Origin of the sequence: Micromonospora sp. PLK6-60 (assembly GCF_019890675.1) — a bacterium.
GTDB lineage: Bacteria > Actinomycetota > Actinomycetes > Mycobacteriales > Micromonosporaceae > Micromonospora.
Genome location: NZ_JAIOAA010000006.1, coordinates 59,835 through 80,914 on the forward strand (window position 1 = coordinate 59,835; position 21,080 = coordinate 80,914).

Genomic DNA, 21,080 nt, shown 5'->3' on the forward strand with positions numbered 1-21,080 from the left:
CGCCCCCCGCTGCGCACGCAAAATGCTATTCCTGACCCTTGATCGCGTCGACCAGTTGCTTACGCGTGTAGTCCCTGCCCAGCTTGGCTTCCCTTTCGCGCTGCATCTGCTGCGCATCCGCCAGAGTGTAGATGGGGCCGCTTTTCGTCCTTGCTACGGGTGAGGGGAACCAGGGTTGGCGCGACAATTGCTGGACTCTCTGTCTCGAAACGCCTAGCTGGACGGCAATCTCGGCCAGGGTTACAAGCTCAGGTATTTGTTCAGGCTCTCCATCTTGGTGCATCGAGACGGAGATGGGCTGGATATCTTCTTCTGCCATATTTCGGATCCACTCCACGGCCCGTGCGGCACTCAACAATGCGGAAGATGCCGTCCTGCGCCTTACCAGTTGTGTCGCCACAAGAGTTGCCCCTGTGCGCCGCTCAATCACTTTCCAATCGAGGGCCAATCGCTCGTTCTGAACCTTGGACACCCTACTTGCCGCGGCGGTTTTCGCGAAGTAGATCCGAACGGTCCAATCGCTCATTGCTGCTCACCAGCTTCCTGGCTGCTTGTGTGTATCGCTTGGCTCGGTTAGCCAATAGCAGAGGAAGCCCTGCATCACTGGCAGACTGAGCAAGGTGATAAGTGCATCGTCGGTGCGCTGGTGAACAAGGTGTGCCGATGCGACAACTGTGGCCGCGATGACGAAGTGTCGGACGGTTATACGCCGCCGGAGGCTCACGTTCGCATCGTTCCAGCGCTCTTCCGGCTGTCGGTCAAATTCGCTAGTCTTCATAGCAGCTCCTTGCTTGTTGGAGGGTAGGGAGCATGGCGGCGCCCGAGGGACGAGCTCGGGCGCCGTTCCCTATTGTGGGCAGCTCTTCTCCGGGGCGTCGCACCAAGTGTGCGATTGGGATGCCCCTGCCTGTCGAGTCGCGGGGAATGGGGGTCTGGCCCTTGTCGCCGACAAGAAAGCGATTGTCACTGACAACCGCTTGTGGCTGCACGGCTCCACGCGCTCGGTGCGGTGGCGGCAGGGTGTCGCTTCGCTGGGCGACCGCTCGCGGGTGGGCTCCTACCCATGAGTGACCTTGTGGCTGTAGGGCGCGCTCGGAGAGCAAGCGGAGGGGGACTGAGACGACAACTGAGACTGCTGCGGCCATGGAGACGACTCAGGGCCGGTCCCCGTGGGGGCCGGCCCTGTCGTTCGTGCTGCTCAAGCGAGCGGAGGATACGAGATTCGAACTCGTGAGGGTGTGAACCCAACACGCTTTCCAAGCGTGCGCCCTAGGCCTCTAGGCGAATCCTCCGCGAGCCAGGATACAGGTCCCGGACGGGCGAGCCACCCCACCACCCCCTGAAGATCGACAAGTCGTCGGGTAGGCTGGGCACACCCCCCGTGCGGCGTGCATCTCGTGAACCTCCCCAGGGCCGGAAGGCAGCAAGGATAAGCGGGCTCTGACGGGTGCACGGGGGGCCTTTCTGTCTGTACCGGCTCCGCGGGCGCGGGCGCTCAGGTGTTAACAGGGGCCCCTTCCTCTACCGGAAGCGTTAACAAGGGCACCTTCCTTGCACCTCCTCCTTGCGTGGTGGGCGGGGTGGTGGGTGGTCAGCCGGCGGCGAGCGGCGCAGAATGGCTCGGTCGAGAGGAGGCGGGACGAGTGACGCTGGCGCTCTACCGCAAGTACCGGCCGCGCACCTTCGCTGAGATGATCGGCCAGGAGCAGGTCACCGAGCCGCTGTCGCAGGCGCTGCGCAGCGGGCGGCTCAACCACGCGTACCTCTTCTCGGGCCCCCGGGGCTGCGGCAAGACATCCAGCGCCCGGATCCTGGCCCGCTCGCTCAACTGTGAGCAGGGCCCCACCCCCGAGCCGTGCGGGCAGTGCGAGTCCTGCCGCGGGCTGGCCCCCGACGGCGGCGGCTCGATCGACGTCATCGAGATCGACGCGGCCAGCCACGGCGGCGTCGACGACGCCCGGGACCTGCGCGAGAAGGCGTTCTTCGCGCCGGCCCGCAGCCGCTTCAAGATCTACATCATCGACGAGGCGCACATGGTCTCGTCGGCCGGCTTCAACGCCCTGCTCAAGCTGGTCGAGGAGCCGCCGGAGTACGTCAAGTTCATCTTCGCCACCACCGAGCCGGAGAAGGTCCTCGGCACGATCAGGTCGCGGACCCACCACTACCCGTTCCGGCTGTTCCCGCCGAAGGTGGTCCGGCCGTACCTGGAGCAGTTGACCGCGGCGGAGGGCGTCAAGGTCGAGCCGGCCGTCTTCCCGCTCGTGGTGCGCGCCGGTGCGGGCAGCATGCGCGACAGCCTCTCCGTGCTGGACCAGCTCATCGCGGGTGCCGGCCCGGAGGGGGTCAGCTACGCCCGGGCCGTCGCGCTGCTCGGCGTGACCGACTCGGCGTTGATCGACGAGATGTGCGACGCGCTGGCCGCCGGGGACGGCGCCGCCGCGTACGCCACCGTCGACCGGGTGGCCGAGGCCGGGCACGACCTGCGCCGGTTCGCCTCCGACCTGCTGGAACGGCTGCGCGACCTGATCGTCCTCCAGCAGGTGCCGGACGCGGCCGCCAAGGGCCTGATCGACGGCCCGGCCGACCAGATGGAGCGGATGGCCGCCCAGGCCCAGCGGCTCGGACCGGCCACCCTGTCCCGGTGCGCCGACATCGTGCACAACGGGCTGGTCGAGATGCGCGGTGCCACCGCCCCCCGGCTGCTGATGGAGCTGATCTGCGCCCGGATGCTGCTGCCCGGCGCCGACGACTCGACCGGCGGCCTGCTCCAGCGCCTGGAGCGGATGGAACGCCGGCTCACCCTGAGTGGCGGCGAGCTGCCGCCGGCCACCGCCGGGCCCGCGCCGGTCGCGCCCGCCCCGGAGGTACGCCAGCAGCCTCCCACCCCGCCCGCGGCTGCCGCCGCGCCGCACCCGTCGACCGCCGGCGAGCCGGCGGCTGCCGCACCCCCGCAGGCCGTCCCCGCCGCCGTCCCGTCCCAGGAACCGACCGGCCCGTCCCACGGCTCGGCCGCTCCGGAGCCCGGTGCCCCCGCCCGCCGTCCGGTGCCGCCGTCGGCGGTGCTGCCCGACCCGGCGACCCCGGCCCCGCCCCGCCCCGGCACATCCGTCCCGGGTGCGCTGGACGGGGTGGCGGTCCGCCGCGCGTGGCCGGACATCGTCGCCAAGGTCAACCGGATCAAGAAGCCGGCCGCGGCGTTGATGCGGGACGCGGTGGTCCGGGACCTGGACGGCGACACCCTGGTGCTGACGGTGAAGTCGCCGGTGCTGGCGCAGATGATGGGCAACCACACCGCCGTGCTGGCCGAGGCCCTGTACGAGGAGTTCGGCGTCCGCTGGCAGATCCGCTGCGAGGTGGCCGGGGAGCGGGGCGGCAGCGCGCTCGGCGGCCCGGCGCGGTCGTCCACGCCGGCCCGGCCGGCCACGCCGCCGGAAGCGGCGCCGACTCAGCCCGGGTCCGGCCAGCCACCCGCCGCGGGCCGGGTCGAGTCCGCTCGCGGTGGTGCGTCTCGGCCTGCCGCCGACCCGGGTGGCCAGGCAGGCGGCGGGTCCGGCGAGGACGAGGACTGGCCCGAGCCGGCCCGTCCCGGCGGGGACGGCGATCCGGGTGCGGCGGCCCGGCCGGCTGACATGGCCGGCGCGGCGGACGACTCCGGCGATGACTGGCCGGAGCCGGCCCGCCCGGGTGGCGCGTCGACGAACGCCCCGACGCCCGGTGGCCCGGTCGCGGGCAGGCCCGGCGTGAGCCCGGCCGCGGGCGATCCCGGCGCCCGCCCGCCGGCGACGGGCGGCCCGGGTGCCGCCGCGAGTGGCCTGGGCGGGAGCGCGGCGACCGGCGCGAGCGGTCCGGGTGGGAGCGCGGCGACCGGCGCGAGCGGTCCGGGTGGGAGCGCGGCGACCGGATCGGGGACGGCGTCGACCGCGCCCCGGCGGCCGAGCAACGGCGCGCCGGTGAGCAGCGCGATCGCCGCGGCGCGGGCTGCCGCGGCGGGCGCCGGCAAGGGGCCGCGTGCCGGTCAGGAGGCGCGGCGGACCGCGGACGCGGACTGGGCGGGGGAGCCGCCGTACGACCCGGACTACGACGGGCCGTTGCGCGGCGGGCGACCGGGTGGGCAGCCGGCCACCCCGACCTACGAGGGCTTCGACCCGGGTGACGAGCCGCTCGACGTGGTGATCGACGAGCGGACCGCCCGGCAGTCCAGCGAGGAACAGGCGGTGCAACTGCTCCGGGAGGCCCTCGGCGCCGAGAAGATCAACGAGGTGGACGCGCGATAGCTCCGGCCGCTCAGACCGTCCAGGTGGGGTGTCGGTGCGGGTGCGTCCCGACCAGCCACCCGTGCTCACCACCGAGCGGGTGCGGTTCAAGCCCTACCAACTTGATGTCGTAGACGAATCATTCGGTGTCTCCGTCGTGCCTGTTTGCGGCAATGGTGGGGATCGGTGATTCGGTGGTGAGGTCAAGTTGGTAGGGAGCGGATGAGGTAAGGCCGGGCCGCCCGTGGTCAACATCCCGCCCAGCCGACCACCGCCCCCGACCGGACACCGCGAGATGCGACACGTTGGGCCGGCCGCGCCGCAGCGTGCCGGCCCGGGGCCGTGGTGCGAAGCGTGCCGGGCCGGGGCCGGATCCGCCGGAAAGGTCGGCGGCGCCCGGCCGCCACTACCTGGGCGGGCACTCCCGGAAGTGCCGGGCGGGGTGCGGCTGCCCCTAGCGTTAGGCTGAGCGCGGCCGAGCAGACGAGTGCGAGAAGGAGCCATCCGTGCGCCCAGGTGGACAGCCGAACATGCAGCAGATGCTGAAGCAGGCGCAGAAGATGCAGCAGCAGATCGCCAAGGCGCAGGCTGAGCTGGCCGACGCCGAGCTGACCGGCACCGCCGGCGGTGGCCTGGTCACCGCCACCGTCGCCGGCACCGGCGAGCTGAAGGCGATCAAGATCGACCCGAAGGCGGTCGACGCGGATGACGTGGAGACGCTGGAGGACCTGGTGGTGGCGGCCGTGCACAACGCCGCCGAGGCGGCCCGCGAGCTGACCGAGCAGAAGATGGGCCCGGTCGCGGGCGGGATGGGCGGCCTCGGCCTGCCCGGGTTCTGAGCCAGATGTACGAGGGTGCCATCCAGGACCTGATCGACGAGCTGGGCCGGCTGCCAGGGGTGGGGCCGAAGAGCGCCCAGCGGATCGCCTTCCACGTCCTCTCCGCCGACCCGACCGACGTCAACCGGCTCGCCGGCGCGTTGCGCCGGGTCAAGGACCTGGTGCGGTTCTGCACCACCTGTTACAACGTGGCCGAGTCCGAGCAGTGCCGGATCTGCCGCGACCCGCGCCGGACCGACGAGGTGCTCTGCGTGGTGGAGGAGCCGAAGGACGTCGTCGCGATCGAACGGACCGGCGAGTTCCGCGGCCGGTACCACGTGCTCGGCGGGGCGATCAATCCGCTGGAGGGCATCGGGCCGGACAGCCTGCGCATCCGGGAACTGATGACCCGGCTGAGCGGCGGCACGGTGCGCGAGCTGATCCTCGCCACCGACCCGAACACCGAGGGCGAGGCGACGGCGACGTACCTGGCCCTGATGGTCAAGCCGATGGGGATCGCGGTGACCCGGCTGGCCAGCGGCCTGCCGGTCGGCGGCGACCTGGAGTACGCCGACGAGATCACGCTCGGTCGGGCCTTCGAGGGGCGGCGCGCGGTCTGACGCGTACCTGATCGGGCCTGTGACGGCCGGTGCCGGAGCCCCGGTGCCGGCCGTCCGTGGTTCTGACATGTGGACCTTGCTGGTGACCGTCGATGTAACAAATCGGCCAACCTGGTAGCGGGGTAAATGGTTCTTTTCGCCGCCACATGTGACACCGAACGCCCTCCGTCGTACCAGTTAAGACACGATCCGGTACCAACCGCTTCGTCGGCAGTTTCCCGGCGGTCCGAACGGGGGCTAAGGTCACCGCCATCGGTGACCCCTGTCACCACGTTGTCCGTTCCCCCAAGGACGAGGTGAAGCACACCATGCGTGCACCCAGGCCGAAGGCCGCTGTCGCGGCCATCGCGGTCGCGGCTCTCGCGGTAGCAGGATGCGCCGAGAGCGATCGCGACAGTGATTCCGGCGGTAGCAAGAAGGACACCCTCGTCTTCGGCGTCGCCGGAGACCCGAAGGTGCTCGACCCCAGCTTCGCCAGTGACGGTGAGTCGCTGCGCGTGGCGCGTCAGGTCTTCGAGACCCTGGTCCGTCCGGAGGAGGGTGGCACCAAGGTCACCCCGGGGCTGGCCGAGTCCTGGGAACCGGACTCGACCGGCACGGTCTGGACCTTCAAGCTGCGCTCCGGCGTGAAGTTCCACGACGGCGCCGAATTCAACGCCGAGGCGGTCTGCAAGAACTTCGACCGCTGGTACAACGCCAAGGGCCTCATGCAGAGCCCGGACGTGACGGCGTACTGGCAGGACGTCATGGGCGGCTTCGCCAAGAACGAGAGCGCCGACCTGCCGCCGAGCCTCTTCAAGTCCTGCACCGCCAAGGACGCCACCACGGTTGACCTGGCCTTCACCCGGGTCTCCAGCAAGATCCCGGCCGCCCTGATGCTGCCGTCGTTCTCCATCCACAGCCCGAAGGCGCTGGAGCAGTACGACGCGAGCAACGTCGGCGGCACCGCCGAGGACATCAAGTACCCGGCGTACGCGCTGGAGCACCCGACCGGCACCGGGCCGTTCAAGTTCAAGTCCTGGGACGTCGCCAACAAGACGCTCACCATCGAGCGCAACGACGACTACTACGGCGACAAGGCCAAGCTGAAGACCATCATCTTCAAGACGATCTCGGACGAGAACGCCCGCAAGCAGGCGCTCCGCTCGGGTGACATCCAGGGCTACGACCTGGTCGGCCCGGCCGACGTCGAGCCGCTGAAGAACGAGGGCTTCAACGTCCTGACCCGGCCCGCGTTCAACGTCCTCTACCTGGCGATCAACCAGAAGGGGAACCCGAAGCTCGCCGACATCAAGGTCCGGCAGGCCATCGCGTACGCGCTGAACCGTCAGGCGCTGGTCGACTCGAAGCTGCCCCCGGGCGCCAAGGTCGCGCTGAACTTCATGCCGGACACCGTCGAGGGCTGGAACGGCGACGTCACCAAGTACGACTACAACCCGGAGAAGGCCAAGCAGCTGCTGGCCGAGGCCGGCGCGTCGAACCTGACCCTGCGGTTCCACTACCCGACCGAGGTCACCCGGCCGTACATGCCGAACCCGAAGGACATCTTCGAGCTGCTCTCGGCGGACCTCAAGGCGGTCGGCATCAACGTCCAGGGCATCCCGCTGAAGTGGAGCCCGGACTACCTCAACGCCACCACCTCCGGCGCGGCGCACGACCTGCACTTCCTGGGCTGGACCGGTGACTACGGCGACGGCTACAACTTCATCGGCACCTTCTTCGACCGGGTGAAGCCGGAGTGGGGCTTCAACAACCCCGAGCTCTTCGCCCAGTTCAAGGACGCCGACACCACCGCCGACGCGGCGGCTCGGACGGAGAAGTACAAGGCCCTCAACAAGGCGATCATGGACTTCCTGCCGGGTGTGCCGATCTCGCACTCCCCGCCGGCCATCGTGTTCGGCAAGGACGTGACCGGCATCAAGGCGAGCCCGCTCACCGACGAGCGGTACGCGACCGCAGAGTTCAAGTCCTGAACCTGACCTGAGAGCACCAACGCGGGCGGGCGCCGTCTCCACGGCGTCCGCCCGCACCCCTCCGCACCCCCTCCGAGGCCGCCGTGTTCCGCTTCATCGTCAGGCGCCTGCTACAGCTGATACCGACGCTGTTCGGGCTCTCCGTCCTGCTGTTCATCTGGTTGCACCGCCTACCCGGCGGGCCCGAGACCGCGATCCTGGGTGAGCGCGGCACGCCGGAGATGCGCGCGCAGATCCGGCGCAACCTCGGCCTCGACGAGCCGATCCTGGTTCAGTACGCGCGGTTCCTGCGCCGCATGATCAAGCTGGACCTGGGCACCTCGACCTCCACCAAGCGGGCGGTCACCACCGAGTTCGTGGAGCGCTTCCCCGGCACCGTCGAGCTGACCATCATGGCGATGGTCCTCGCCATCGGCATCGGCATCCCGCTGGGCTACCTGGCCGCCCGCCGCCGCGGCCGGCTGCTCGACCACGCCTCGGTCGGCGGCTCGCTGATCGGCATCTGCATCCCGGTCTTCTTCCTGGCCTACGTGCTCAAGGCGATCTTCTCCGAGCACTTCCACTGGTTCCCGTCCAGCGGCCGGCAGGACCCGACCATCGGGGCGACCCGGGTCACCAACTTCTTCCTCCTCGACGGGCTGATGACCCGCGAGTGGGATGCCGCCGCCGACGCCCTCTGGCATCTGGTGCTGCCCGGCATCGCACTGGCCAGCATCCCGCTGGCGATCATCGTCCGGATCACCCGGGCCAGCGTGCTGGAGGTGCTCGGTGAGGACTTTGTCCGGACCGCCGAGGCCAAGGGCCTGACCGAGAACACGGTGCGCCGCCGGCACGTGCTGCGCAACGCGATGCTGCCGGTCGCCACGTCCATCGGCCTGCTCACCGGCGGCCTGCTCTCCGGCGCGGTGCTGACCGAGACAGTCTTCGCCTTCAGCGGCATCGGCGCGTTCGTCGCCGAGGCGATCGGGCAGCGCGACTATCCCGTGCTGATGGGCTTCATCATGATCATTGCGGTGGTGTACGTGCTGGTGAACCTGATCGTCGACCTCTCCTACAGCGTGATCGACCCGAGGGTGAGGGTGCGATGACCATCACCACTGGCAAGAAGCGCGAGAAGCTGGACCGTCTCTCCGAGCTCGCCGCCCGTCAGGACGAGCAGGGCGTCAGCGTCTGGCAGGAGGCGTTCCGCCGGCTGCGGCGCAACCCGGCCGCCATCGTCGGCGCGGTCATCTTCGCCCTGTTCGTCGTGGTGGCGCTTGTCGGCCCCTTCCTGGTGCCCTACTCGCCGACCGACACGATCGGTATCCGGGAGGGTCTGATCAGGCCCGGGGTCATCCCTGGCATCGATGGTGACCACTGGCTCGGCTATGACCACCAGGGCCGGGACGAGTTCAGCCGGTTGATCGTCGGCGCCCGGCAGACCCTGCTGGTCGGCGTGGTCGCCACCCTGATCGGGCTGGCGATCGGCGCGCTGATCGGCGGAGTCGCCGGCACCGCGGCCGGACTCGGCGGGCGCTGGGGCCGGTGGATCGACTCCACCCTGATGCGCTTCATCGACATGCTGCTGGCCATGCCGAGCCTGCTGCTCGCGGTGAGCATCGCGGCGCTGCTCGGGCCCAGCCTGATCACCGTCATGATCGCGGTCGGCGTGGTGTCGGTGCCGGTCTTCGCCCGGCTGCTGCGCGGCTCGATGATCTCCCAGTCCAACAGCGACTACGTGCTGGCGGCCACCGCCCTCGGCGTGAAGAAGTCGAAGATCGCGCTGACCCACGTGGTGCCGAACTCGCTCGCCCCGGTGATCGTCCAGGCCACGCTGACCCTGGCCACCGCGATCATCGAGGCCGCGGCGCTGTCCTTCCTCGGCCTCGGCAACCAGAACTCGGCCATCCCCGAGTGGGGGGTGATGCTCGCCGAAGCGCAGCCGTACCTCGGCGTCCGGCCCGGCCTGGCGATCTACCCGGCGGTGGCGATCATCATCACCGCGCTCGGCTTCACCCTGCTCGGTGAGGCGATGCGCGAGGCCCTCGACCCGAAGCTGCGGAAGTAGGTCCGGCCATGTGTGAAGCACGCGGAGTGAACCTGCAGTCGCGAACGGAGGGCCGGTAATGGCACTGCTCGAAGTGGACGACCTCTCCGTCACGTTCGCCCGGCGCGGTCAGCGCACCGTGCGCGCCGTGGACGGGGTGTCCTTCTCGGTCGACGCCGGCGAGGTGGTCGGCCTGGTCGGCGAGTCCGGCTGCGGCAAGAGCGTCACCTCGCTGGCCATCATGGGCCTGCTGCCCAAGCAGCCGGGCCTGCGGGTCGGCGGCAAGGCGGTCTTCGACGGCACCGACCTGCTCCAGCTCGACGACCGCTCCCGGCGGGACATCCGGGGCCGGGACATCGCGATGATCTTCCAGGACCCGCTCTCCTCGCTGAACCCGGTGGTCCCGATCGGCGTCCAGGTGACCGAGGTGCTCACCCGGCACCGCGGCATGAAGGGCGAGGCCGCCACCAAGGAGGCGGCGCAGCTGCTCGACCGGGTCGGCATCCCCGACCCGCGCCGCCGGCTCAAGGAGTACCCGCACCAGCTCTCCGGCGGGATGCGGCAGCGCGCCCTGATCGCCATGGCGGTGGCCTGCCAGCCCCGGCTGCTGATCGCCGACGAGCCGACCACCGCGCTGGACGTCACCATCCAGGCCCAGATCCTGGAACTGCTCAAGGAACTGGTCCGGGACTCCGGCACCGCGCTGATGATGATCACGCACGACCTGGGCGTGGTGGCCGGGCTCTGCGACACCGTCAACGTGCTCTACGCCGGCCGGGTGGTGGAGACCGCCCGCCGGCGACCGCTGTTCCGCGAGCCCCGCCACCCGTACACCGTGGGTCTGCTCGGTTCGGTGCCGCGCCTGGACAGCGGGCGCGGCGAGCGGCTCAACCCCATCCCCGGCTCGGTGCGCGACGTGCTCCCCTGGCCGGAGGGGTGCGCCTTCGCCCCCCGCTGCACCCGCCGCGTCGACGAGTGCGTGGGCGAACCGCCGCAGCTGGTGCTCGCCCACGACGGCCGCAGCTACCGGTGCGTCAACCCGGCCCCGGTGCCCGGCGCGACGCAGGCCGAGGCCGAGGACCTCTACCGGGCGACGCCGACCGGCGACGACGCCGTCGCCGCCGTGCCGACGGCGGCCGAACCGGGTTCGGTGCCGGCGCAGGCCGTCCCGACCGACCCGCCCGCCCCGCCGGGCCTGGGCTCGCGCGAGGAGGAGTCATCATGAGCGAGCAGGACGTCCTCGTCGAGGTACGCGACCTGAAGGTGCACTTCCCGATCAAGCGGGGGGTGCTCTTCGACCGGACGGTCGGGCACGTCAAGGCGGTCGACGGCGTCGACCTGAGCATCCCGCGCGGCAAGACGTACGGGCTGGTCGGCGAGTCCGGCTGCGGCAAGTCGACGCTCGGCCGGGCGCTGCTCCAGCTCACCCCGCCCACCGGCGGCGAGGTCGTCTTCGACGGCGTGGAACTGGGCAAGCTGCCGGCCGGCAAGCTGCGCGCGCTGCGCCGCCGGATGCAGATGATCTTCCAGGATCCGTTGTCCAGCCTGGACCCCCGGCAGAACGTCGAGTCGATCCTCACCGAGGGTCTCCAGGCGCACGGCATCGGTGGCGGCCGGGACGAGCGCCGGAAGATCATCGGTGAGACGCTCGACAAGGTCGGCCTGCCCCGGTGGGCGCTCTCCCGCTATCCGCACGAGTTCTCCGGCGGTCAGCGGCAGCGCATCGGCATCGCCCGGGCGCTGGTGCTGGGCCCGGAGCTGATCGTCGCCGACGAGCCGGTCTCCGCGCTCGACGTGTCGATCCAGGCCCAGGTGGTCAACCTGCTCGACGAGCTCCAGGACAGCCTCGGCCTCACCTACCTGGTGATCGCGCACGACCTGGCCGTGGTCCGGCACATCTCCGACACCGTCGGGGTGATGTACCTGGGCGCGCTGGTCGAGGAGGCGCCGAGCGATCGGCTCTACACTCAGCCGCTGCACCCGTACACCCGGGCGCTGATGTCCGCGGTGCCGGTGCCGGACCCGGACCTGGAGGACCGCCGCGAGCGGATCCTGCTCGCCGGTGACCTGCCCTCGCCGGCCAACCCGCCGTCCGGCTGCCGGTTCCACACCCGCTGCCCGTGGGCGCAGCCGACCCGCTGCTCGGACGAGCGGCCCGTGCTGCGCGACATCGGCGGCAGCCGGGTGGCCTGCCACTGGGCCGAGCAGATCGCCAGCGGTGAGCTGCGCCCGCACGAGGTGGCCGCGCAGATCACCCGTCCCACCGACGAGGGTGAGGACCCGAGCGTGGTCTCCGCACCCAGCGAGCCCGGCTCGTACGTCTGACCTGGCACGACGGCGCGGCCCCACCCACCTGGGCGGGGCCGCGCCGTCGTCCGTTCAGCCCTCGGGGCGGTTGAGCAGGGCGACCGCCACGTTGTGCACCGCCTCCAGCGCGGCCGGGTCGGCCAGCGGCACCCGGCCGCCGGTCACCACGTACCACTCGTCGGCGTCCTTGTACTGGACGTGCAGGGTGACCTGGCCGTCGGCGTACTCGGTCCGCAGGGTCAGCTCGCCGGTGACCACACCGGCCTCGTCCGTCATCACCCCGCCCGGGCCGGCCACGATGTCCGTGCTGCGGCTCTGCGGGGCGTTCTCCCCGGCCTTCGCCGCCGGCTCGCCGCCGGGCGGTGCGGCCGGCGCCTCGCCCACCACCGCAGCGGCGTCCGCGCCGCCGGCGGCGGCGTCCCCGCTGTCAGTGGTGCCGCTGCCGGTGGTGGTGGCATCCGCGGTCGGGGTGGTGGCCGCGGCCGGCGTCTCCTCCTGGGCGGGGGTCGCCCCGGCCTCGGTCACCGCTTGTTCGCCCATGTGCAGTCCTCCAACATGTCGGCCAGGGCGGCCTTCTCGGCGGTGGTCACCGTGAGCCGCCAGTAGTGCTTGACGGTCACCCAGCTCTCGGCGTACGTGCACCAGTAGGCGCGGTTCGGCGGCTTCCACCGGGACGGATCCTGGTCACCCTTTGCCCGGTTGGACGTCCGGGAAACCGCGATGAGCTGCGGTCGGGTCAGGTCGTTGGCGAAGTTGCCGCGCTTGGCGTCGTCCCAGTCCGCCGCGCCGCTGCGCCACGCCGCCGCCAGCGGGACGGTGTGGTCGATGTCCACCTCGATCGGATCGGTGAGCACCTTGCTGTCGTACGCGCTCTCCCAGCGGCCCCCCACCACGTTGCAGCCGGACAGCCGGATGCCCTCGCCGTCCCGCTTCAGCACGCTGTCCCGGACGTCGCAGTTCTTGCCGGTGTCCCGCCAGTGCGGGAAGCGGCTCCGGCTGTAGCCGCGCATCGGCGCTTCCTTGGCGACCGTCAGCTGGTCGAGCTGCTGGCGGACGTTGGCGTTGACCGTCGGGGTGGCCTCCGGCTGGTCGGGGTCGACCGGGACGCAGCCGGCCCCACCGAACGCGAGCGCCGCGGCCAGTACGGCCACCCCGGCCAACCGTGCTCCTGATCTGATACGCACCGACACCCCTCCAGCTTGCGTCCTACCGGCGAGCCAGCACAGTACCCCGCCGCGCTTTCGGCGATTCGCGGCGCGAAGGAGAACCCACAGGGCAGATTGGACCCATGACCGAACCCGAACCCGCGCTCCGGATCGGCACCGCCGCGGGGCGGGGCACCCTGCTCGCCGCGATCCTGGCCTCCGGCATGGTGTTCCTGGACAGCACGGTCATCAACGTGGCCCTGCCCCGACTCGGCGCCGAACTGGGCGCCACCGTGGCCGATCTGCAGTGGACCGTCAACGGATACCTGCTCATGTTGGCGGCGTTCGTCCTGCTCGGCGGGGCGCTCGGCGACCGGTTCGGCCGGCGCCGCATCTTCCTGATCGGGGTGATCTGGTTCGCCGTCGCCTCCGTCCTCTGCGGACTGGCGCAGGGCACCGGCGAGCTGATCGCCGCGCGGATCCTCCAGGGCGCCGGCGGCGCCCTGCTCACCCCGGGTTCGCTCTCCGTGCTCCAGGCCAGCTTCCATCCCGACGACCGGGGGCGGGCCATCGGCGTGTGGGCCGGGCTGTCCGGGGTGTCCACCGCGCTCGGCCCGTTCCTGGGCGGCTGGCTGATCGACGCGCTCTCCTGGCGGTGGATCTTCTTCATCAACCTGCCGCTGGCCGTGGCGGTGGTGCTCGCGGCGCTGCGCTGGGTGCCGGAGAGCCGGGACGTCGACGTCGCGCGTACCGGCCGGCGGCGGTTCGACATGGCCGGCGCGGCGCTCGGCGCGCTCGGCCTGGGCGGCATCACGTACGCCCTGATCGACGCCCCGGCCCGCGGCCTCCGCTCGCTGCCGGTGCTGCTGTCGGTGCTGGTCGGGGTGGCCGCGGCGGCCTGTTTCGTGTGGCTGGAGCGGCGGCGCGGCGAGGGCGCGATGCTGCCCACCGGGCTCTTCGCCAGCCGGCTCTTCTCGGCGCTGAACGTCTTCACCGTGGTGGTGTACGCCGCGCTCGGCGGCTTCACCTTCTTTCTCGCCGTCTACCTGCAGAACGTGGTGGGCTGGTCGGCGCTGCGCACCGGCCTGGCCACGGTGCCGATGACGGTGCTGTTACTGGTCGGCTCGTCCCGGGCCGGGGCGCTCGCCGCCCGGGTCGGGCCCCGGCTGCCGCTCACCGTCGGGCCGGTGATCGCCGCGGCCGGGCTGCTGCTGCTGCGCGGGGTGCGGCCCGGCGCCTCGTACTGGACGGACGTGCTGCCCGGGGTGCTGCTCTTCGGTGTCGGGCTGACCCTGGTGGTGGCGCCGCTGACCGCCTCGGTGCTGGCCGCCGTGTCGGACCGGTTCGCCGGGGTGGCGAGCGGCTTCAACAACGCCGCGTCCCGGGCCGGCGGCCTGCTGGCGGTGGCCGCGCTGCCGCTGCTGGTCGGGCTCACCGGCACCGGCTACGAGCAGAAGGCGGAGCTGACCCACGCGTACCGGGGGGCGCTGGCCTGGTGCGCGGGGCTGCTGCTGGGCGGGGCGCTGCTGGCCGCCGTCCTGGTGCACCGCCCACCCCGGGACACGTGAAAGGAGGGTGCCCTTGTTAACGCATTCTGCATAGCAGGGGCCCCCTGTTAACACCTCACCGCCTGTTACGGTCGCGGCCATGACGGATCAGGACGGCCGGCTGCGGTACCGGCTGCTCACCGGGCCGGACGACGCCGAGTTCTGCCGGCGGGTCAGTGCGGCGCTGGCCGACGGCTACCGGTTGCACGGCTCGCCGACGATGACCTTCGACGGGCAGCGGGTGGTCGTCGCCCAGGCAGTGGTCCTCGACGACGGCGCGCCCGGCTGAGAAGTGTTAAGAAGGGGCCCCTGCTATACAAAATGCGTTAACAGGGGGCCCCTCCTTACACCTCCTCCTTACACCTCAGCCTTGCGCCTCAGCGGTGGGCGCGGTTGACGGCGCTGGTGACCGCGCGGATCGAGGCGGTGACGATGTTGGCGTCCATCCCGACGCCCCAGACCGTACGGCCGTCCACCTCGCACTCCACGTACGCGGCGGCCTGCGCGTCCCCGCCGGAGGAGAGCGCGTGCTCGTGGTAGTCGAGCACCCGTACCGCCACGCCCAGGGACTGCAACGCGTTGACGTACGCGTCGATCGGGCCGTTGCCCACCGCGGCCAGCACCCGCTGCTCGCCGCCGAAGCCGGCGGTGGCCTCGATCTCCACCTTGCCGTCGGCGGTGCCGAGGCTGTAGCCGGCCAGCGTGACCGCCGGGTCGACCTGGTGGTCGAGCAGGTAGTTGCGGGCGAAGATCTCCCACATCGTGCCCGGCTCGACCTCGCCGCCGTCGTGGTCGGTGACCTGCTGGACCACGCCGGAGAACTCGATCTGGAGCCGGCGGGGCAGGTCGAGCTGGTGCTCGGTCTTCATGATGTACGCGACGCCGCCCTTGCCGGACTGCGAGTTGACCCGGATGACCGCCTCGTAGGTGCGGCCCAGGTCCTTCGGGTCGATCGGCAGGTAGGGCACCGCCCAGGTGAACTCGTCGACCGGCACGCCGGCGGCCGCCGCGTCCACGGCCAGCGCGTCGAAGCCCTTGTTGATCGCGTCCTGGTGCGAGCCGGAGAAGGCGGTGTAGACCAGGTCGCCGGCGTACGGGTGGCGCTCGTGCACCGGCAGTTGGTTGCAGTATTCGACGGCGCGCTTGATCTCGTCGATGTTCGAGAAGTCGATCATCGGGTCGATGCCCTGGGAGAACAGGTTCAGGCCCAGGGTGACCAGGTCGACGTTGCCGGTGCGCTCGCCGTTGCCGAACAGGCAGCCCTCGATCCGGTCGGCGCCGGCCAGCAGGCCCAGCTCGGCGGCGGCCACGCCGGTGCCCCGGTCGTTGTGCGGGTGCAGGCTGAGCACCAGGCTGTCCCGCCGGGGCAGGTGCCGGTGCATCCACTCGATCGAGTCGGCGTACACGTTCGGCATGGCCATCTCGACGGTCGCCGGCAGGTTGATGATCAGCTTGCGGTCCGGGGTCGGGTCGATCACGTCGATGACCGCCGAGCAGACCTCCAGCGCGTACTCCAGCTCGGTGCCGGTGTACGACTCCGGCGAGTACTGGTAGTGGATGTCGGTGTCCGGGGTGTGGATCTCGGCGTACTTCTGGCAGAGCCGGGCCCCGGACGTGGCGATGTCGGTGATGCCGTCGCGGTCCAGGCCGAAGACCACCCGGCGCTGGAGCGTGGAGGTCGAGTTGTAGAAGTGCACGATGGCCCGGCGGGCGCCGCGCAGCGACTCGAAGGTCCGCTCGATCAGGTGCTCCCGGCACTGGGTGAGCACCTGGATGGTGACGTCCTCCGGGATCAGGTCCTGCTCGATCAGCTGCCGGACGAAGTCGTAGTCGGTCTGGCTGGCCGAGGGGAAGCCGACCTCGATCTCCTTGTAGCCCAGCTGCACCAGCAGCTGGAACATCCGGCGCTTGCGCTCGGGGGACATCGGGTCGATCAGCGCCTGGTTGCCGTCGCGCAGGTCGACCGCGCACCAGCGCGGGGCGGTCTCGACGCGGCGGGTCGGCCAGGCGCGGTCCGGCAGGTCGAGCCGGAACTGCTGGTGGTACGGCTGGTAGCGGTGGATCGGCATCCGGCTGGGACGTTGCCGGGCGATCGGATCGGTTTCGGCGTCGACGGCGGGTTGAGCCATGGCGGAGTGCTCCCTGGAACATGTGGCGTCAGCAATCGGAAGGTGTCGGCGCGCTGCCGGCGACGGTGCCGGGGGCCGATAAAAGCTCAGATGTGCTGGACGGCGCGGTTCAACTCCGCGACGAGGTGCCGGCCGTCAGGCCTCGTCGCGGCAGCGAAGGAGAAGGTACGCCTGCCACATGACAGGGTGACCCTACGTGATCAGGTCGGCTTTGGTAAGGCGCGTCCGGACTATGGGACCGGAGTCACCCTCTCGAACTCCGGCCTCGCCGCGCCCAGGCGGCGGGTCCGCCCGGTCCACGCCACCGCCGGCACGATCGCCAGCCCGACCAGTACGAAGATCGCCGCCAGCGGGTACCAGCCCCAGCCGCCGGTGGTCACCCCGAGCGCGGTCAACCCCGCCGGGGCGATCATGTACTGCACCTGCTCGCCGAGCCGCAGCGCCCCCACGTACGCGCCGCGCTGGTCGTCCGGTGGCAGGGTGGCGGTGAGCCCCCAGGTGCCCGCCGACTCGATCAGCTCCGCCAGGATCAGCAGCATCGCGGCGGCCACCAGCACCACCACGGTGAGCGGGCCCCGGGTGAGGCCGGAGATCGGCAGGACCAGACAGGACACGGCGATCAGCAGGCCGCCGCGGCGGGAGGCCCGCGCCGCACCCGCGGCGGTGTCGGCACCTCGGCTGACGCGTACCTGGAGCGCGACGATCAGGACCGTGTTGAGCAGCACCAGGGCGGCGATGATCGTCTTCGGAGCGTCGGTGTGGGTGAGGATCCAGAGCGGCAGGACCGTCAGATAGAGCACCCCGTGCGCGGTGAGCAGCCCGGACAGCAGGGACACCACCATGAACGGCCGGTCCCGCAGGACCGCGAGGCGACTCATCGGCTCCACCGGCCGGGTCACCTGCGGCAGCCGGGGCAGTCGTCGTACGAACAGGGCCGTCACCAGGATCACCGCCGCGATGAACCAGACCATTCCCCGGTACGCCTCGATCGTGTCCACCGTCAGCACCAGGCCGCTGATCACCGCGCCCAGCCCGAAGCCGACGTTCAACGACGAACGCTGGTACGCCATCGCGGTGACCCGTTCGGCCGGTGGGAGCGCGTTGATCGAGTAGACCTGACGGGCCACACCTGTCGACGCGTCCACCATCGCCAGTGCCACCACCACGGCGAGGAAGCCCGCGAAGCCGCCCACGAACGGGTACGACGCGAAGAGCGCGGCGTCCAGCACCAGCCCGACGAGCCAGACCCGCTGCGGCCCGTACCGGTCGGTGAGCCCGCCCAGCGGCACCGTGCCGAGCAGCGACACCCCTGCCGCGATGGACAGGCCCAGCCCGACCTGGGCGGCGCTGAGCCCCAGCGCCCGGGTGAAGAAGACGGCGCTACCGGCATGGAACAGGCCGCTGCCGACGGCGTAGACCATCGCCTGCGCGGCCAGCGCGCGGGTCAACCCGGCCGGCGGTACGACGTTTCGGACGGCGGTGCGGATGGTGTCTCTGGCCCCCATGGCCGGGAAGTGAACCCTGCCCCCACCCCTCGGTCGAGCCTTTTAGGCTGGACCGAATCCTGGTCCCGGGGGTGCGTGTGTCCGAGTTGCGGTTCAGCCTGGCCGACGTGGCGGGCGTGCGGCTGGCCGTGTCGCCGGTCAACGAGACGGTCATGAGCGTGTGGGCGCTGGCCGACCCGGTCCGCTACCCGGTGCACCTGCCCTGGATCGACCGCGCCCGGGTGATCCTGCGCCGTCCCGAGGTCGCTGCCCGGGTCCGACCGCTGATGGAGTTGACCTGGCGGGGTTGCCCGTTGCCGGATTTCCTCACCCCGGCGGCGCGCCCCAACGTGGAGATCGCCGAGCAGCTCGACCAGCTCGCGGCGACGCCGCCGGCCGTGGTGGTCCAGGACCTGCTGGCGAACACCCCGCGCCAGCCGCTGAGTCCGTTCGGGCGGGCGCTGCTCACCGACCCCCGTGGGTTGCTGCCGCAGCTCGTCGACGCGGTGCGGGTCTGGTACGACGAGGCGATCGCCGCGGACTGGCCGCGGATCCGCGCGTTGCTCGACGCCGACGTGGCGTACCGGGCCGCCCAACTCGCCGGGAGCGGGGCCGGCCGGTTCTTCGAGCAGCTCCACCCGAGCCTGCGCTGGCTCGACGACCGGGTGCTCGCCGACGATCCGTTCGAACGGGACTTCGACCTGCGCGGTCGCGGGTTGACGCTGCACCCGACGGTCTTCACCGACCAGCGGGTGCTGTGGAACGTGCTGGAGGAGTCACCACCGGCCGCGGTGTACCCGGTCCGGGCGGTCGGGACGCTCTGGGAGGTGACCACGCGACCGCCCGGCGACCCCCTCGCCCGGCTGATCGGCCCCGGGCGGGCCACGCTGCTGCATCTGCTCGGCACGGCGAGCACCACCACGGACCTGGCCCGACTCGCCGGGATGTCCGCCGGAAACGTCTCGCAGCACCTGGCCGCGTTGCACGCCGCCGGTCTGGTCAGCCGGTCTCGACAGGGGCGGCACGTCCGCTATCGCCAGACCGAGGCCGCGGGGGTGCTGCTGCGGGCCAGCGGGGTGGCCGACCCGACCGGGTGATCAGGTGAGCAGGAGGGCGGGCAGGGGGTGGCGGTGCCGCAGGCCGGTCTCCCGGGTGAGCAGGTCGGGCGGCAGGGCGTGCGGGTCGCCGAGCCGGCCGACGGCGGCCACCACCATGGGGCGTACGTCGGCGGGGAGGTCGAGGTCGGCGGTGAGGCCGGCCCGGTCGAAGCTGACCAGTTGGCGCACGTAGAGCCCGAGCGCGGTGGCCTGGACGGTCAGGTGGGCGACGGCTTGCCCCAGGTCGTACGCGCGCCGCTCGGCGGACCCGTCCGGCCCGGTGTGCGCGCCGACCAGGAGGGCGGAGGCGTGCCGCGCCCAGCGTTGGTCCTGCGCCGGCAGGTTCACCAGGATCCGCTTGCCGGTCTCGTCGTCCCGGTGCCCGAGCCGGAACCGCCAGGGCTGGCGGTTGCCCGCGGACGGGGCCCAGCGGGCGGCCTCGAGGAGGCAGGCCACGTCGGCGTCGGTCAGCCGGGCGGCCGGGTCGAAGGCGCGGGGGCTCCAACGGAAGGCGAGCAGTGGGTGGAGATCCGACATGGATGAAGCGTCCCGTATGGGCGATTCGCCCGGTCGGGCAGGGGGTGACGAATGTGGGCAAGCACACCCGTAACGACGCGATTGTCAGGGCGTTGCGGTGGGTTCCGGCCCCGACTCCGCCGGCTCGGGCGCTGACTCCGTCGGCTCGGGCGCGGGCGAGGTGGTCTGCCACGGCGAGCGGTCCACCACCGGCCCGGCCAGCGTGACCGTGTCCGGCGCCGGACCGGGCGGCCCGGCCAGCCGGAGCGTGCCCAGCGCGGAGTGCAGCGCGGTGAGCGTCCCGTCCGGCCCGTAGCAGTAGGTGCCGACGTCCAGCGGGGCGTCGAGCGAGGCCGAGGTGGAGTCGACGGCGAAGCAGGTCCCGTCGACCCCGTGCGGCGCCGGGGTGGCGGACACCGCCAGCGGGGCCCGCCCGTCGTTGAGCACCGCCGGCCAGTCGGTGAACGGGTGCTGCACCCGGGGGTCGTACCGCCCCGGCACCCGGTCGTCCCGGTCCCCGAGCCGGACGCAACCGGCCGCCTCCGGATGGCCGGCCGAGGGCAGGGCGCACTGGAACAGCCCGTCCGCGGTGGCGGCGAGGGAGACGTCGATCGTCCCGCCGCCAGCGCCGGCCGGGACGTCCACCCGCCAGGTGCCGTCGTTCGCGGTCGTCACCAGGATCGTCCGCTCCGGGCCGGCCGAGCCGGTCAGCGTGTAGCGGGCGGTGAAATGCCGGTCCCGGGCCGCCGTGGCCAGGGCGGTCAACTGGTCCCGCGCGCTGTCGACCGAGGCGGGGAGGGGGTCCTCGCTCGTCGTCGGGGCGTCCGCCGGGGGATCCGCGGCGCAGGCGGCGAGCATCGCCGGGAGGAGGAGCGCGAGCGGACCGGTCAACCGGCGCGCCACGCGGTGATGGGCATGCACCGGGCCATTCTGCGGTGCCGGCCACCCGCCGTGGGGAGCCGTCCCGGCCGGCGTGTCGCGGTTCGCCGCGCCACCGGCGTACCCCCTCGCGGCCCAGGTGGGACGGCCTGGCCTGCCGGGTGGGGTCGGCCTGGGCAGGCCGGATGGTGGGATCACCCGACCCGGCGACGCGCGGCGCCCGATACCCTGGGGTGGTCTGACCCGCGCCGCCGGACCCGATGCCGGCGGCGTCGGCACGCTCAGG

Annotated in this window: 19 protein-coding genes, 1 tRNA gene and 1 other RNA gene; 12 read left to right on the forward strand and 9 right to left on the reverse strand. The window is 71.7% G+C overall.

Translation table 11 applies throughout. From position 1 onward, the window contains the following. Nucleotides 1–25: 25 nt before the first annotated feature. From K7640_RS13680 to K7640_RS13690, 3 genes are all read right to left on the reverse strand, one after another. Nucleotides 26–526 (reverse strand): hypothetical protein, encoded by a 501-nt coding sequence (locus K7640_RS13680; RefSeq protein WP_222955191.1) that lies wholly within the window; start codon nucleotides 524–526, stop codon nucleotides 26–28. 6 nt (nucleotides 527–532) lie between these two features. Then, nucleotides 533–778: a hypothetical protein gene (locus K7640_RS13685; RefSeq protein WP_222955192.1), complete on the reverse strand. Its 246-nt coding sequence runs from the start codon at nucleotides 776–778 to the stop codon at nucleotides 533–535. Between the two features lie 429 nt (nucleotides 779–1,207). Beyond that, nucleotides 1,208–1,292 (reverse strand) — tRNA-Ser (locus tag K7640_RS13690). 81 nt (nucleotides 1,293–1,373) lie between these two features. Between K7640_RS13690 and ffs the strand changes: the two genes are divergently transcribed. The 9 genes from ffs to K7640_RS13735 all read left to right on the forward strand — a co-directional run bounded on the left by ffs (nucleotide 1,374) and on the right by K7640_RS13735 (nucleotide 12,015). Further along, an RNA gene (gene ffs / locus K7640_RS13695) (signal recognition particle sRNA small type) lies at nucleotides 1,374–1,464 on the forward strand. Nucleotides 1,465–1,643: 179 nt separating this feature from the next. Continuing rightward, nucleotides 1,644–4,274, forward strand: coding sequence for a DNA polymerase III subunit gamma and tau (locus K7640_RS13700; protein ID WP_222955193.1), 2,631 nt, complete (start codon nucleotides 1,644–1,646; stop codon nucleotides 4,272–4,274). Between the two features lie 509 nt (nucleotides 4,275–4,783). Next, nucleotides 4,784–5,092 (forward strand): YbaB/EbfC family nucleoid-associated protein, encoded by a 309-nt coding sequence (locus K7640_RS13705; RefSeq protein WP_222955476.1) that lies wholly within the window; start codon nucleotides 4,784–4,786, stop codon nucleotides 5,090–5,092. Nucleotides 5,093–5,097: 5 nt separating this feature from the next. After that, complete coding sequence (gene recR, locus K7640_RS13710; protein WP_222955194.1) at nucleotides 5,098–5,691, forward strand: recombination mediator RecR; 594 nt, start codon at nucleotides 5,098–5,100, stop codon at nucleotides 5,689–5,691. A gap of 308 nt (nucleotides 5,692–5,999) precedes the next feature. Then, nucleotides 6,000–7,664, forward strand: a complete 1,665-nt coding sequence (locus tag K7640_RS13715) for an ABC transporter substrate-binding protein (RefSeq protein ID WP_222955195.1) — start codon at nucleotides 6,000–6,002, stop codon at nucleotides 7,662–7,664. 83 nt (nucleotides 7,665–7,747) lie between these two features. Continuing rightward, complete coding sequence (locus K7640_RS13720) at nucleotides 7,748–8,752, forward strand: ABC transporter permease (protein ID WP_222955196.1); 1,005 nt, start codon at nucleotides 7,748–7,750, stop codon at nucleotides 8,750–8,752. Continuing rightward, complete coding sequence (locus K7640_RS13725; RefSeq protein WP_222955197.1) at nucleotides 8,749–9,711, forward strand: ABC transporter permease; 963 nt, start codon at nucleotides 8,749–8,751, stop codon at nucleotides 9,709–9,711. The genes K7640_RS13720 and K7640_RS13725 overlap by 4 nt, the downstream gene beginning before the upstream one ends. Nucleotides 9,712–9,769: 58 nt before the next feature. Continuing rightward, nucleotides 9,770–10,915 carry an ABC transporter ATP-binding protein gene (locus K7640_RS13730; RefSeq protein WP_222955198.1) on the forward strand — a complete coding sequence of 382 codons (1,146 nt, stop codon included), beginning with the start codon at nucleotides 9,770–9,772 and terminating at the stop codon, nucleotides 10,913–10,915. Further along, the gene (locus K7640_RS13735) at nucleotides 10,912–12,015 is read left to right on the forward strand and encodes an ABC transporter ATP-binding protein (protein WP_222955199.1); all 1,104 of its coding nucleotides are present in this window, start codon (nucleotides 10,912–10,914) and stop codon (nucleotides 12,013–12,015) included. The genes K7640_RS13730 and K7640_RS13735 overlap by 4 nt, the downstream gene beginning before the upstream one ends. Before the next feature lie 54 nt (nucleotides 12,016–12,069). On the opposite strand, the gene K7640_RS13740 is transcribed toward K7640_RS13735, so the two are convergent. Both K7640_RS13740 and K7640_RS13745 read right to left on the reverse strand, forming a co-directional pair. Then, nucleotides 12,070–12,537 carry a hypothetical protein gene (locus tag K7640_RS13740; RefSeq protein WP_222955200.1) on the reverse strand — a complete coding sequence of 156 codons (468 nt, stop codon included), beginning with the start codon at nucleotides 12,535–12,537 and terminating at the stop codon, nucleotides 12,070–12,072. Then, nucleotides 12,519–13,181, reverse strand: coding sequence for an HNH endonuclease family protein (locus K7640_RS13745; protein ID WP_222955201.1), 663 nt, complete (start codon nucleotides 13,179–13,181; stop codon nucleotides 12,519–12,521). The genes K7640_RS13740 and K7640_RS13745 overlap by 19 nt, the downstream gene beginning before the upstream one ends. Nucleotides 13,182–13,285: 104 nt before the next feature. Between K7640_RS13745 and K7640_RS13750 the strand changes: the two genes are divergently transcribed. Both K7640_RS13750 and K7640_RS13755 read left to right on the forward strand, forming a co-directional pair. Next, entirely contained in the window at nucleotides 13,286–14,710 is a 1,425-nt protein-coding gene (locus K7640_RS13750) for an MFS transporter (protein ID WP_222955202.1), read from the forward strand. Between the two features lie 79 nt (nucleotides 14,711–14,789). After that, complete coding sequence (locus tag K7640_RS13755; protein ID WP_222955203.1) at nucleotides 14,790–14,978, forward strand: DUF1737 domain-containing protein; 189 nt, start codon at nucleotides 14,790–14,792, stop codon at nucleotides 14,976–14,978. Nucleotides 14,979–15,066: 88 nt separating this feature from the next. Here K7640_RS13755 and leuA read toward each other — a convergent pair whose 3' ends face one another. Both leuA and K7640_RS13765 read right to left on the reverse strand, forming a co-directional pair. Beyond that, nucleotides 15,067–16,818: a 2-isopropylmalate synthase gene (gene leuA / locus K7640_RS13760; protein ID WP_222955204.1), complete on the reverse strand. Its 1,752-nt coding sequence runs from the start codon at nucleotides 16,816–16,818 to the stop codon at nucleotides 15,067–15,069. Between the two features lie 230 nt (nucleotides 16,819–17,048). Further along, on the reverse strand, nucleotides 17,049–18,323 hold the full coding sequence (locus tag K7640_RS13765; protein ID WP_222955205.1) for an MFS transporter: 1,275 nt from the start codon (nucleotides 18,321–18,323) through the stop codon (nucleotides 17,049–17,051). A 71-nt stretch (nucleotides 18,324–18,394) separates the two neighbouring features. Between K7640_RS13765 and K7640_RS13770 the strand changes: the two genes are divergently transcribed. Further along, nucleotides 18,395–19,399: an ArsR family transcriptional regulator gene (locus K7640_RS13770; RefSeq protein ID WP_222955206.1), complete on the forward strand. Its 1,005-nt coding sequence runs from the start codon at nucleotides 18,395–18,397 to the stop codon at nucleotides 19,397–19,399. Here K7640_RS13770 and K7640_RS13775 read toward each other — a convergent pair whose 3' ends face one another. Further along, nucleotides 19,400–19,936, reverse strand: a complete 537-nt coding sequence (locus tag K7640_RS13775; protein WP_222955207.1) for a nitroreductase family protein — start codon at nucleotides 19,934–19,936, stop codon at nucleotides 19,400–19,402. Nucleotides 19,937–20,020: 84 nt separating this feature from the next. Then, nucleotides 20,021–20,818, reverse strand: a complete 798-nt coding sequence (locus K7640_RS13780; protein WP_308042551.1) for a hypothetical protein — start codon at nucleotides 20,816–20,818, stop codon at nucleotides 20,021–20,023. Nucleotides 20,819–21,080: the final 262 nt, after the last annotated feature.

What these genes read in the sequence shown, in the direction of transcription:
- K7640_RS13680 (WP_222955191.1), bottom strand. Translation starts at nt 526, where the DNA reads ATGAGCGATTGGACCGTTCGGATCTACTTCGCGAAAACCGCCGCGGCA.
- K7640_RS13685 (WP_222955192.1), bottom strand. Translation starts at nt 778, where the DNA reads ATGAAGACTAGCGAATTTGACCGACAGCCGGAAGAGCGCTGGAACGAT.
- K7640_RS13705 (WP_222955476.1), top strand. Translation starts at nt 4,784, where the DNA reads ATGCAGCAGATGCTGAAGCAGGCGCAGAAGATGCAGCAGCAGATCGCC.
- recR (WP_222955194.1), top strand. Translation starts at nt 5,098, where the DNA reads ATGTACGAGGGTGCCATCCAGGACCTGATCGACGAGCTGGGCCGGCTG.
- K7640_RS13715 (WP_222955195.1), top strand. Translation starts at nt 6,000, where the DNA reads ATGCGTGCACCCAGGCCGAAGGCCGCTGTCGCGGCCATCGCGGTCGCG.
- K7640_RS13725 (WP_222955197.1), top strand. Translation starts at nt 8,749, where the DNA reads ATGACCATCACCACTGGCAAGAAGCGCGAGAAGCTGGACCGTCTCTCC.
- K7640_RS13730 (WP_222955198.1), top strand. Translation starts at nt 9,770, where the DNA reads ATGGCACTGCTCGAAGTGGACGACCTCTCCGTCACGTTCGCCCGGCGC.
- K7640_RS13735 (WP_222955199.1), top strand. Translation starts at nt 10,912, where the DNA reads ATGAGCGAGCAGGACGTCCTCGTCGAGGTACGCGACCTGAAGGTGCAC.
- K7640_RS13740 (WP_222955200.1), bottom strand. Translation starts at nt 12,537, where the DNA reads ATGGGCGAACAAGCGGTGACCGAGGCCGGGGCGACCCCCGCCCAGGAG.
- K7640_RS13750 (WP_222955202.1), top strand. Translation starts at nt 13,286, where the DNA reads ATGACCGAACCCGAACCCGCGCTCCGGATCGGCACCGCCGCGGGGCGG.
- K7640_RS13755 (WP_222955203.1), top strand. Translation starts at nt 14,790, where the DNA reads ATGACGGATCAGGACGGCCGGCTGCGGTACCGGCTGCTCACCGGGCCG.
- leuA (WP_222955204.1), bottom strand. Translation starts at nt 16,818, where the DNA reads ATGGCTCAACCCGCCGTCGACGCCGAAACCGATCCGATCGCCCGGCAA.
- K7640_RS13765 (WP_222955205.1), bottom strand. Translation starts at nt 18,323, where the DNA reads ATGGGGGCCAGAGACACCATCCGCACCGCCGTCCGAAACGTCGTACCG.
- K7640_RS13775 (WP_222955207.1), bottom strand. Translation starts at nt 19,936, where the DNA reads ATGTCGGATCTCCACCCACTGCTCGCCTTCCGTTGGAGCCCCCGCGCC.